The 12,283-nt window shown below is 60.6% G+C and carries 10 protein-coding genes; 6 read left to right on the top strand and 4 right to left on the bottom strand.

Going from position 1 to position 12,283, the window contains the following annotated elements; translation table 11 throughout:
* Nucleotides 1–79: 79 nt before the first annotated feature.
* The 4 genes from ACNA0J_RS14265 to ompA form a co-directional block, all read right to left on the bottom strand.
* Nucleotides 80–1,261 (bottom strand): MFS transporter, encoded by a 1,182-nt coding sequence (locus ACNA0J_RS14265; protein WP_415819541.1) that lies wholly within the window; start codon nt 1,259–1,261, stop codon nt 80–82.
* Nucleotides 1,262–1,482: 221 nt separating this feature from the next.
* On the bottom strand, nt 1,483–2,157 hold the full coding sequence (locus ACNA0J_RS14260; protein ID WP_415819539.1) for an HAD-IA family hydrolase: 675 nt from the start codon (nt 2,155–2,157) through the stop codon (nt 1,483–1,485).
* Nucleotides 2,154–2,879 carry a bifunctional 2-polyprenyl-6-hydroxyphenol methylase/3-demethylubiquinol 3-O-methyltransferase UbiG gene (ubiG, locus tag ACNA0J_RS14255; RefSeq protein ID WP_415819538.1) on the bottom strand — a complete coding sequence of 242 codons (726 nt, stop codon included), beginning with the start codon at nt 2,877–2,879 and terminating at the stop codon, nt 2,154–2,156. The genes ACNA0J_RS14260 and ubiG overlap by 4 nt, the downstream gene beginning before the upstream one ends.
* 91 nt (nt 2,880–2,970) lie before the next feature.
* Complete coding sequence (gene ompA / locus ACNA0J_RS14250; protein ID WP_415819536.1) at nt 2,971–3,555, bottom strand: outer membrane protein OmpA; 585 nt, start codon at nt 3,553–3,555, stop codon at nt 2,971–2,973.
* A 379-nt stretch (nt 3,556–3,934) separates the two neighbouring features.
* On the opposite strand from ompA, the gene gyrA reads away from it, so the two are divergent.
* The 6 genes from gyrA (at nt 3,935) to aroA (ending at nt 12,282) form a co-directional block, all read left to right on the top strand.
* The gene (gyrA, locus tag ACNA0J_RS14245) at nt 3,935–6,592 is read left to right on the top strand and encodes a DNA gyrase subunit A (protein ID WP_415819534.1); all 2,658 of its coding nucleotides are present in this window, start codon (nt 3,935–3,937) and stop codon (nt 6,590–6,592) included.
* On the top strand, nt 6,589–7,722 hold the full coding sequence (gene serC / locus ACNA0J_RS14240; protein WP_415819533.1) for a 3-phosphoserine/phosphohydroxythreonine transaminase: 1,134 nt from the start codon (nt 6,589–6,591) through the stop codon (nt 7,720–7,722). Before gyrA ends, serC begins: the two co-directional genes overlap by 4 nt.
* The gene (gene pheA, locus ACNA0J_RS14235; protein ID WP_415819532.1) at nt 7,715–8,800 is read left to right on the top strand and encodes a prephenate dehydratase; all 1,086 of its coding nucleotides are present in this window, start codon (nt 7,715–7,717) and stop codon (nt 8,798–8,800) included. Before serC ends, pheA begins: the two co-directional genes overlap by 8 nt.
* Before the next feature lie 120 nt (nt 8,801–8,920).
* The gene (gene hisC / locus ACNA0J_RS14230; protein WP_415819531.1) at nt 8,921–10,042 is read left to right on the top strand and encodes a histidinol-phosphate transaminase; all 1,122 of its coding nucleotides are present in this window, start codon (nt 8,921–8,923) and stop codon (nt 10,040–10,042) included.
* Entirely contained in the window at nt 10,039–10,944 is a 906-nt protein-coding gene (locus tag ACNA0J_RS14225; RefSeq protein ID WP_415819530.1) for a prephenate dehydrogenase, read from the top strand. The genes hisC and ACNA0J_RS14225 overlap by 4 nt, the downstream gene beginning before the upstream one ends.
* A 3-nt stretch (nt 10,945–10,947) precedes the next feature.
* The gene (gene aroA, locus ACNA0J_RS14220) at nt 10,948–12,282 is read left to right on the top strand and encodes a 3-phosphoshikimate 1-carboxyvinyltransferase (RefSeq protein WP_415819529.1); all 1,335 of its coding nucleotides are present in this window, start codon (nt 10,948–10,950) and stop codon (nt 12,280–12,282) included.
* Nucleotide 12,283: the final 1 nt, after the last annotated feature.

Genomic DNA, 12,283 nt, shown 5'->3' with positions numbered 1-12,283 from the left:
AACCGCCGAAGGAATCCTGCCGGGAGCTTTCGCGTGTGATAGAGGCTCATGAGGGAGCCTCTATCACACGGGTCTTTGCTCACGCATTCGCACAGGAAGCCTGCAGCGAGCGCTGCGCGCGTTGCTTGCTCGAGACGGCCAGGGCTGCTCCCAGTCCCATGGCGGCCAGCACAATCACGGCGGCCGTTGCACCCAGCCAGACCAATCCATAGTGGTCGATGATGTAACCTCCCACGATCGCGCCGATGCCGATGCCGGTATTGGCCCCGGAAATGTTCAAGGAAGCGGCAAATGCCGGCGCATCTGGTGCGGACTTCATGACGCGCACATGGCATACCGTAAAGAGCGCTGCCTGGGCGACGCCCCACAAGCCTAACGCGAGAGCGAGCAACCCGGGCGAACGCATGACGGGACCCAGCACGATCAGGCCTGCGGTCATCAAGCCAGCAAACAACAGCGTGGCACCAAGGGCGCTGCGATCGGCCAATCTGCCACCGACCAGGTTGCCGATGAGCCCGATGCCGCCAAATGCCATCATGGTCCAGCCCACCCATTGGCCGTTGAAGCCGGCCAAACGTTCCAACATGTCGGCCAGATAGGTGTAGGCGGTAAACATGCCGGTGAAGATCAGCAGCGACAGCATGACGTGCCCGATGACGTGCGGGTCACGCAGAATGCTTAATTGCGTGCGTAGTTTGACTTGTTGCGTCTGCTGGGGCGGGCGAGGAAAGAAAACCCACAGCATCAGTGCTTTGGCGAATGCCACGACGGCCAGTACGCCAAAGGCGGTGCGCCAGCCAAACCCGTCAGAAATCAGCACGCCGATAGGAATGCCAAACACCGTGGCAGCGACGATGCCGAATCCCACCATCGAGATGGCTCGGCCCGCACGAGCGGGGCCGGCCAACTCAATCGCGGTCGCACTGGCCAGCGACCAAAACACCGGCAAAGCCAAGGCCGGCACGAAACGCGCTAAAGCCATGATGCCGATATTGGGAGCTAACGCGGCGACCGTATTGGATAGGCCAAACAACACCAGCGTTCCGATAAAGAGCCGTTTGCGATTCATGTTGCTCAGCAGCGCGGTGAGAAATGGGCCGGCGGCGGCAATCGTAAAGGCAAACAGGGTGACAAGCAGCCCGGCTTGGGACACGGTGACATTCAGATCGCGCGCGAGCGGGGGGAGCAACCCCACGATCAGAAACTCTGTCGTGAGGATGGTGAACCCCGCAGTGGAAAGCAACAAAATAGGTAGCAGCATGATTTGATGTGTCGCGCTGGTGAGGCGCGGCAGAATAGGGTGTCGGCAGGCCTGGTGGAAAAACAGAACTGCCGCCGTCTACGGCAAGCGCAGGCGGCGGATTTATCCGCAATTCAGGGATAACCCGTACTTTAATAGGGCTGAGTGAAGGGATAAAGACTAAAGACTCGGCATGACTGTTTGTTCAAGATGAACAATCATGCCGAGATCGATCGCTGTTGTCAGCGCAGGCCGCGGGGCAGCAGGGGCTCGATGGCATCCCAGAGGTCGGCGGGGGTGTTGGCGGTGGCTTCGGCCGACCAGCTGATGACGTTTTCGTCCTGTCCTAAATAACCATAGGCCGCGGCGACGGCGGGCATGCCCGCCGCATGGGCTGCTTGGACGTCACGCAAATCATCGCCCACATAGACGCATCGGTCAACCGCGTACCCGGCCTCCCGGGCGGCATGTTGCAGCGGCAGGGGGTGGGGCTTGGAGTGCTCGGTGGTGTCGCCGCATACCAAGACGGCGCTGTCCTGGGTCAGACCGAGAAATTCGACGATGGGCAGCGTCAGGTGGGTGACTTTGTTGGTGACAATGCCCCAGGCGTGCCCGCGTTCGCGAATCCCATGGAGCAATTCGGCGATGCCCGGGAACAGCCGGCTGTGTACCGTAGAGTTGGACGCGTAATCTTCGAGAAACTGTAGCCGTGTGGATTCGTACTCTGGATGGTCCGGCAGCATGCTCAACGCCACGCGCAGCAGTCCGCGCGCGCCTTGCGAGGCGACGGGGCGCAGCGTTTCGTAGGGCAGGGCCTCCAAGCCGCGGCGAGTGCGTTGACGATTGGCGGCAGCGGCCAGATCGGGGGCCGTGTCGGCCAGCGTGCCGTCGAAATCAAACAGAATCAGTGCGCTCATTTGCGGGTGGCCATCAGATAATTCACAGAGGTGTCGCCCGACAGGCGGTATACCTTGGTAATGGGGTTGTATTCCATGCCGCGCATGCTGGTGAGCTCCAGGCCGGCTTGGCGAGCTGAGGCCGCCAATTCACTGGGTTTGATGAACTGGTCGTGGCTATGGGTGCCGCGCGGCAGCAGGTTCAGGACGTACTCTGCCCCGAGGATGGCAAACAGGAAGGATTTCGCGTTGCGGTTCAGTGTGGAAAAAAACACCCAGCCGCCGGGTTTGACCAGAGCGGCGCAGGCGCGGACGACGGAGCCGGGATCCGGCACGTGTTCCAGCATTTCCATGCAGGTGACCACATCATAGTGACCGGGTTGTTCGGTGGCCAAGTCCTCGACTGGGACGGCGCGATATTCCACTTTGATGCCGGACTCCAGGCCATGCAAACGGGCAATTTTGAGAGAGCGTTCGGCGAGATCGATGCCGGTGACCGTGGCGCCCGTGGCGGCCATGCTCTCGGACAGAATGCCACCGCCACACCCGACGTCCAGCACGGTTTTCCCGGCCAGGCTGCCCGCGCACTCTTGAATCCAGTCCAGGCGCAGGGGGTTGATGGCATGCAGCGGCTTGAATTCGCTTTCGGGATCCCACCAGCGCGCGGCCAAGGCGGCGAATTTGTCTAATTCGGTTTGGTCAGCGTTGACGCCGGGGCGAGTCGAGGTAGCGGATTCAGTCATGAGCGGCAGGCAGTGCGGCGTGTGAAGACACGCCGTAATGAAAAAAGGGCCTCGCAAGCGAGGCCCCTCATTGTAGCGGCTAGCGCATCAATTACTGATTGCGGCTACCGACAATTTCAACTTCTACGCGACGGTTCTGGGCACGGCCTTCACGCGTCTTGTTCGAAGCGACGGGCTGCAGTTCGCCCTTGCCTTCGGTGTAGATGCGGTTCGGGTCGATGCCACGGCTAACCAAGTAAGCCTTGACCGAAGCAGCACGGCGCTCGGACAGACCTTGGTTGTACTTCTCGGTACCGATCGAGTCGGTGTGACCGACAGCGATGATGGTCTCGAGATTGATGCCTTGAGCTTGCTGGGCAACTTGATCCAGCAACTGACGGCCTTCCGGCTTCAGGGTGGACTTGTCGAAGTCGAAGAACGTGTCAGCGTTGAACACGACCTTGGTGGCCGCAGGCACGGGTTTGGCGGGCGCCTGAGCGACCGGTACGCCATCGCAGCCCGGGATGCCGGTGGCCGGCGTCCAGAATGCATCGCGCCAGCACAGTTCATTCGTGCCGTTCATCCACACGTCGCCGAACGGATTGCGCCAGTTGTCCACGGTTTGCGCGGAAGCAGCACTGGCAGCCGTAACGGCGGCGAAGGCGAGCGCCAGAGCGAATTTGGAGGGTTTGTTCATGTTTCTCCTCGTTGAGCTTGAAGCTGGATAAGTGACTCGCAGCGAATCCCCGCCGCATATCAGGAAACGGGGTCAGTATAGCAATGCTCGGAAAAGGTTCAAAGAATCGCTACTGAGTCTCCTGCGTGCTGGAAACAATCTTAAGGCATTTGATGATCTTTGGCTCCCCTGGAAGACGGCATTGGCACTCGATATGAGCTTTTATTTCTTGTGGGGAGGTAGGGATGTTGGTTTTTGGCAACAAGGTGGCCTGTAAGGCCGTCGATGGGCGTGGGCCGGAGGCTCCGAATTGGGCTCAGGGGAGTCCAAGGGAATCGGATGATAGAATTTCCTGTTTACCCAGCCCGGGTTTCTCTCACACGATTCAGTCGCTATATATATGGATTCCTTCGCCAAGGAGACGCTTCCGGTTTCGCTGGAAGAAGAGATGCGCCGCAGTTACCTTGATTACGCCATGAGCGTGATCGTAGGGCGTGCGCTCCCAGATGTGCGCGACGGCCTCAAGCCCGTGCACCGACGCGTGCTCTACGCGATGCATGAACTCAACAACGATTGGAACCGCGCCTATAAAAAGTCCGCGCGTATCGTTGGTGACGTTATTGGTAAATATCACCCGCACGGTGACCAGTCGGTCTACGACACCATTGTGCGTATGGCGCAGGATTTTTCCATGCGCTATATGCTGGTTGATGGACAAGGTAACTTTGGTTCGATCGACGGCGACAGCGCCGCGGCCATGCGTTACACCGAGGTCCGTCTGGCCAAGATCGCCCACGAGTTGCTGGCCGATATCGACCAGGAAACCGTGGATTTTGGTCCCAACTACGATGGTAGCGAGCAAGAGCCGCTGCTGTTGCCTTCGCGCTTGCCTAACCTGCTGGTCAACGGCAGCTCGGGGATCGCGGTGGGGATGGCCACCAATATTCCGCCGCACAACCTGCAAGAGGTGGTCGACGGCTGCTTGTATTGCCTGCGCAATCCCACATGTTCGATCGACGAGTTGATCGAAATCATTCCCGCGCCCGACTTCCCGACCGGCGGCATCATCTACGGTATGGCGGGGGTCCGCGAGGGCTATCGCACGGGCCGTGGCCGTGTGGTCATGCGCGCCAAGACGCACTTCGAGGACATGGAAAAGGGTAATCGTCAGGCCATCGTGGTCGACGCCATTCCCTACCAGGTCAACAAAAAGACGTTGCAGGAGCGTATCGCCGAGCTCGTCAACGAGAAAAAGATCGAGGGTATTTCAGATATCCGCGATGAGTCCGATAAAGACGGCATGCGTCTGGTCATCGAACTCAAGCGCGGCGAGGTGCCCGAGGTCATTCTCAATAATCTGTACAAGAACACGCAGTTGCAGGACACCTTTGGGATGAACCTGGTGGCGCTGGTCGACGGCCAGCCGCGCTTGCTCAACCTGAAGCAACTGATCAGTTATTTCCTGCAGCATCGCCGCGAGGTAGTGACACGCCGTACCGTGTTCCAGCTGCGCAAGGCCCGCGAACGCGGCCACGTGCTCGAGGGCTTGGCGGTCGCGCTGGCCAATATTGATGATTTCATTGCCATCATCAAGGCCGCGCCGACGCCGCCGGTCGCGCGTCAGGAGCTGATGTCGCGTTCGTGGGATTCGTCGCTCGTGCGCGAGATGCTGTCGCGTGCCGATCATGATGCGACAGGCGGCCGTGCGGCATTCCGCCCGGACGACCTGCACGAAAGCCTCGGTCTGCAGGGCGACGGTCTGTACCGCCTGAGCGATACGCAGGCTCAGGAAATCCTGAACATGCGTCTGCAACGCTTGACCGGCCTGGAGCAGGACAAGATCGTTGGCGAGTACAAGGACGTCATGGCGACGATCGCCGATTTGCTCGATATTCTGGCCAAGCCTGAGCGCATTACCTCCATCATTAGTGAGGAGCTCCAAGCGATCAAGGCCGAGTTCTCGACTGGCGCCAAGGACACGCGCCGCTCGGATATCGAAATGAATGCGACCGAGCTCGATACCGAGGACCTGATTACACCCACTGATATGGTGGTGACGTTGTCGCATGCCGGCTATATCAAGAGCCAGCCCCTGTCCGAGTACCGTTCGCAAAAACGCGGCGGGCGCGGCAAGCAGGCGACGGCGATGAAGGAAAACGACTGGATCGACCAGCTCTTCATCGCAAATACGCACGATTACCTGCTGTGCTTCTCTGATCGCGGCCGGGTGTACTGGCTCAAGGTCTGGGAGGTTCCGCAGGGCACGCGCAACTCGCGCGGCAAGCCCATCGTCAATATGTTCCCCTTGGTCGACGGCGAAAAGATCACCGTTGTGCTGCCCGTGAAGGAATTCAGCGAAGACCGGTTCGTCTTCATGGCGACTTCGCGCGGTACGGTCAAGAAAACGCCGTTGTCGGATTTCTCCAATCCGCGCAAGGCGGGCATCATCGCCGTGGGATTGGACGACGGCGATTACCTGATCGGCGCTGACCTGACCGACGGCAAGCATGATGTGATGTTGTTCTCGGATGCCGGCAAGGCCGTGCGTTTCGATGAAAACGATGTCCGTCCGATGGGCCGCAACGCCCGCGGTGTGCGAGGAATGACGCTGGAAGACAACCAGACAGTGATTGCGCTGCTGGTTGCCGGCGACGAGTCGCAAAGCGTGCTGACCGCCACCGAAAATGGCTACGGCAAGCGGACCTCGATTACGGAGTACACGCGCCATGGCCGCGGCACCAAGGGCATGATCGCCATCCAGACCTCCTCGCGTAATGGCAAGGTTGTCGGTGCCGTGCTGGTCATGCCGTCTGACGAAATCATGTTGATTACGACTGGCGGTGTGTTGGTGCGTACCCGCGTGGGCGAGATCCGCGAGATGGGCCGTGCGACGCAGGGCGTCACGTTGATCAGCGTCGATGACGGCAGCAGCCTGTCGGGCGTGCGCCGCGTGGTCGAAAGCGATGCGGATGACGTCGATGGCGAAGACTCCGAGGCACTGGACGCCGATGGCGATGCCGATGCTTCATCCGAACCGACTGAACCTACGGAGCAATGATGGCTCGTCCCTGGAACTTTTCGGCGGGCCCGTCGGCCTTGCCTGAAGTGGTGTTGCAGCAGGTCGCTGCCGAGATGCTGGACTGGAACGGCAGCGGCATGTCCGTGATGGAAATGAGCCATCGCGGCAAGCATTTCGTGCAGATCTGCGACACCGCGGAATCCGATTTGCGCGAGTTGTTGGGCGTGCCGGCGGATTATGCCGTGATGTTCATGCAGGGCGGCGGCTTGGGCGAGAACGCTATCGTGCCCATGAACTTGATCGGCCGCCGCGGCTACGCTGCAGCGGATTTTGTGCTGACCGGACATTGGTCTACCCGCTCGCATAAAGAGGCAGGGCGTTACGGTGATGCGCAGGTTGCTGCGACCAGCGGCGTCGCGACGCAGATCGACGGACGTGAACAGGCGCCCTGGACCTGGGTGCCGCCGGTTGAAACATGGAACATTCGCCCCGAGGCTGCCTATCTGCACCTGTGCAGCAACGAAACCATTCATGGCGTCGAGTTCCTGGATTGGCCGGACATGGCTGCGCTAGGTGCGCCGGACGTGCCCTTGGTGGTAGATGCCTCGTCGCATTTCCTGTCGCGTCCGCTGGACGTGACCCGCACGGGCTTGATGTTTGCCGGTGCACAGAAAAATGCCGGCCCCGCCGGGGTCACCATGGTGGTGGCGCGTCGCGATCTGATTGGCAAGTCCTTGCCGATTTGCCCCTCGGCGTTTGATTACGCCAACGTGGCGGCGGAGCATTCGCGCTACAACACGCCGCCGGCCTTTGCGATCTATGTGGCGGGTCTGGTGTTCAAGTGGATAAAGGCTCAGGGCGGGGTAGCCGCCATCGAGGCCGTCAACTGCGCCAAGGCCGAGCTGCTGTACGGCTATCTGGACGGCACGTCGTTTTACCGCAATCCGGTGCACGTACCGGTGCGTTCGCGCATGAATGTGCCGTTCGTATTGCGTGACGAGTCGCTGAATGACGCCTTCTTGCAAGGGGCCGAGGCTGCCGGGCTGACGCAACTCAAGGGTCACAAGAGCGTGGGCGGCATGCGTGCCTCTATTTACAACGCGATGCCGCTAGAGGGTGTGCAGGCGTTGGTGGATTACTTGAAAGAGTTCGAACGCCGTTATGGATGATTCATTGCAGGCCCAGCTCAAGCCACTGCGCGAGCGTATCGATTCGATCGATGCACAGATCCTCGAGCTGCTGTCGCAGCGCGCCCGTGCGGCGCTGGACGTGGGCGAGGTCAAGCACGCGGCATCGGCAGACGGCCCCGTGCTGCGCCCGGAGCGCGAGGCCGAGGTCATTCGCCGTTTGCAGCAGCTCAATCGTGGCCCATTTCCTCGAGACGCCGTGGCATCGGTGTGGACGGAAATCATTTCAGCCTGCCGTGGGTTGGAACGGGGTATGACGGTGGCCTATCTGGGCCCGCGAGGTTCGTTTTCCGAGCAGGCGGCATTCGAGCATTTTGGCCGTTCGGTGCAGCCCCTGCCGTGTCCATCGTTCGACGAGGTGTTCCGTGCCGTCGAGGCTGGACAGGCGGATGTAGGCATGGTGCCGGTAGAAAATTCCACAGAAGGCGCGGTCAATCGCAGCCTGGATTTGCTGTTGAGCACCTCGCTGAAAATCCTCGGTGAGCGTTCGCTGGATATCCGTCACTGCTTGATGACGCAATCGGGCACCATGGAGGGCATCACCGCCGTGGCCGCGCATCCGCAAGCCTTGGCTCAATGCCAAGGATGGTTGAGCCGCAATTATCCGGGTCTGGAGCGCGTGGCTGAATCGAGCAATTCCGAGGCGGCGCGGGTGGCCAGCACCAACCCCACGATTGCGGCGATTGCCGGTGAAACGGCAGCCCCCGCCTGGAATCTGCAGATCGTGGAGGCGGGTATTCAGGATGATCCGAATAACCGTACTCGCTTTCTGGCCGTGGGCGATATGCAGCCGCTGCCCAGCGGAAAGGATAAAACCAGTTTGATCCTGGCGGTGCCCAATCGTGCCGGCGCGGTCTATGACATGCTGGCGCCGATGGCGGCCAATGGTGTGTCGATGACGCGTTTCGAGTCGCGTCCTGCACGGACAGGGCAGTGGGAATATTATTTTTACGTTGACGTGCTGGGCCATCGCGATGATCCGCAGGTGGCGCGCGCGTTGGCAGATTTGCAGTCGCAGGTGGCGTTCCTCAAGGTCTTGGGATCGTATCCGGCGCAGTGATCGTAAAGGCCCGGCGTGTCCGCGCCAGGCCTGTTGCGGTTTTCTGTTGTTACTCATCATTGATTTTGCCGCAGTGCCGCTGCGGTTTCGCAGTCACTTTATTACGTCTCGCGCATACTCATGACTACCGCAATCAAGTCGTTGACCGCTCCTGCTCACGTCAGCGCTATCGCACCCTACCAGGCGGGCAAGCCCATCGAAGAACTCGCTCGCGAGTTTGGTTTGGATCCGGCGAGCATCATCAAGTTGGCATCGAATGAAAACCCGCTGGGCATGCCGGCATCGGCGCGCGAGGCCTTGGTTGCCGCGACCAACTCCTTGGCACGCTATCCGGATCCCAATGGTTTTGATCTGAAGGCGGCTTTGGCCAAGCGCTATGACGTTCCCCCAAGCTGGATCACGCTCGGCAACGGTTCGAACGATATTCTGGAAATTGCCGCACTGGCGCTGCTGGAACCCGGGACGTCAGCGGTGTACGCTCAGCATGCTTTTACGGTGTACCGCTTGGCCACGCAGGCCCGTGGCGCACGGCATATTCAGGTCCCGGCGCGTGATTACGGCCATGATCTGGACGCCATGTTTGCGGCGATCGCTGATGACACCCGTCTGGTGTTCATCGCTAATCCCAACAATCCCACCGGGACGTTTGTGCCAGGCGCGGAAATTGCAGCCTTTCTCGAGCGCGTGCATGCGGCTCACGGCGACCGTGTGACGGTGGTGCTGGATGAGGCTTATAACGAATATCTGGATCCCGAGCTCCGTTTCGATAGCGTGGCGTTGGTCCGTCAATATTCCAATTTGATTGTGTCCCGCACGTTCTCCAAAGCGTATGGTTTGGCGGGATTGCGTGTAGGCTTTGCTGTCGCACAACCGGTATTGACCGATTTGCTGAATCGCGTTCGCCAGCCGTTTAACGTGAACACGCTGGCCCAGGCGGCTGCGATTGCAGCACTGGCCGACAAAGACTATCTAGAGCGTTCCTATGCCTTGAACAAGGCGGGCAAGCAGCAGTTGAGCGAGGCCTTTGATGGTCTGTCGCTACGCTACGTGCCCAGCTACGGCAATTTTGTGTTGGTCCAGGTGGGTGATGCCGCGCGTATCAATCTCGAGTTGCTCAAGCGTGGTGTGATTGTGCGCCCGGTCGCCGGTGACGGTTTGCCTGAATGGCTGCGCGTCACCATTGGCTTGCCTGAAGAAAACCAGCGTTTCATCGCGGCATTGACGGAAATTCTGGCGGCATGACGCGCGAGACTTCTGCGTCCGTTGCACAGGGGGCCGATGGCCCCCTGATTCCTGTATTGGCCGTCATTGGCGTGGGGCTGATCGGCGGTTCTGCGGCGCTGGCGTTGCGTCGTGCTGGGCAGGTGGGCCAGGTGCTGGGAGTGGGGCGCAATGCGCAATCGCTGGCGCAAGCACAAGCGTTAGGGTTGATCGACGCAGTGGCTACGCCGGAACAGGCGGCAGCGCAGGCGGATGTCATTTTGCTATCGACACCGGTAGGCGGCCTCGCGGCGATGTTGGCGCAGTTGCGTCCGCATTTGGGCCCGGATACCTTGCTGACGGATGCCGGCAGCACCAAAGTCGAAGTCGTGCAAGCCGCACGCGTGGCGTTGGGCGATCGTATTGGCCAATTTGTTCCGGGCCATCCGATTGCCGGCGCAGAGCGCAGCGGTCCCTCGGCGGCGGATGCCGGGTTATACCGGGATCGCACCGTGATTTTGACGCCTGAGCCGGAAAACGCGCCGGCGGCGATTGCACACGTGCGTGACCTGTGGCGAGCGTGCGGAGCGCGCGTGCTCGAGATGGACGCCGAATCGCATGATCGTGTGCTGGGATCGGTCAGCCACATGCCGCATTTGTTGGCGGCTGCTTATATGGCGCAGGTTGCCAACGCTGATGACGCTGCGTTGCGCTTGTCCCTGGCGGGGTCGGGTTTTCGTGATTTCACCCGTATTGCCGCGGGTTCGCCTGAGATGTGGCGCGATATTTTTCTCTCCAATCGCGACGCGTTACGTACCGAGTTGACGGCCGTCCGAGGAGTGTTGGACCAGATGGAGCGCGCCATGGCGGACGGCGATGGCGCGGCTCTCGAGGAAATGCTGTTGCAGGCCGCTCAGGCGCGCCGCAATTGGCGCAAGGAGTAGTTCATGGCCGGACAGCCATTTCTTGATTTGCCCCGCGCTCGGCAGGCGCGTGGCCAACTGGCCTTGCCAGGTTCTAAAAGTATTTCCAATCGTGTACTGCTGTTGGCGGCGCTGGCCGCCGGGCGTACGGATATCTCGGGGCTGCTGGACTCGGACGATACGCGCGTGATGTTGAATGCGCTGCGACAGCTCGGTATGGAAGTCACGGATACCGGGTCGGGCAGCGTGACCGTTTCTGGCGCAGGCCGTTTTCCGGTGAAGCAGGCGGATCTGTTCCTGGGCAATGCAGGCACGGCGTTTCGTCCGTTGACCGCTGCGTTGGCCTTGATGGGTGGGCAGTATCGTTTGTCGGGCGTGCCGCGTATGCACGAGCGGCCGATCGGCGATCTGGTCAATGCGTTGCGGCAATGGGGCGCCGAGATCAACTACGCGGGCCAGGAGGGATATCCTCCGTTGGAAATCAGCGCAGGCATGATTCGTGCCGGGGCTCCTGCCCGCGTGCAGGGGGCTGTGTCCAGTCAGTTTCTGACCGCGCTGCTCTTGGCTGCGCCTGTGCTGGCTCAGGAAAGTGATCAGCCAGTCGTCATCGAGGTGATCGGCGACCTGATTTCCAAGCCCTATATTGAAATCACCTTGAATTTGATGGCGCGTTATGGCGTGCAGGTGCGTCGCGACGGCTGGCAGCGATTCACGATCGAGGCTGGTGCGGCCTATCGCAGCCCGGGCGCCATTGCGGTCGAGGGAGACGCCTCGTCGGCATCGTATTTTCTGGCCCTGGGGGCGATCGGTGGCGGCCCGTTGCGGGTGACCGGGGTGGGCGCGAATAGTATCCAGGGGGATGTCGCCTTTGCGCAGACCTTGGCCGAGATGGGCGCGCAGATTGAGTACGGGCCTGATTGGATCGAGTCGCGCGGTATTCGCGTGGACCGGGGCGAGCGGCTGAAAGCCTTCGATGCCGATTTCAATTTGATTCCGGATGCTGCCATGACGGCGGCCGCCTTGGCATTGTTCGCCGACGGACCGTGCCGGTTGCGTAATATTGGCAGTTGGCGGGTCAAGGAAACCGACCGTATTCATGCCATGCACACTGAGCTGACCAAATTGGGTGCGGTGGTGACCTCCGGGCCGGACTGGCTCCAGGTGACGCCTCCTGCCGAGGATGGATGGCGTGATGCGCATATCGGCACCTGGGACGATCACCGCATGGCGATGTGTTTTTCGCTGGCGGCCTTTGGGCCGGCCGCGGTGCGCATCCTGGATCCCGGCTGTGTGAGCAAGACTTTCCCTGATTACTTTGATGTGTATGCCGGACTGGTGTCCGGTGATGGTGCAAATTGAT

The organism is Bordetella tumbae (assembly GCF_965139195.1).
In the GTDB taxonomy this organism is placed as follows: domain Bacteria; phylum Pseudomonadota; class Gammaproteobacteria; order Burkholderiales; family Burkholderiaceae_B; genus Bordetella_A; species Bordetella_A tumbae.
Note: the sequence above shows the minus strand (reverse complement) of the source record. Positions and strands in the feature narration are given on the sequence as shown.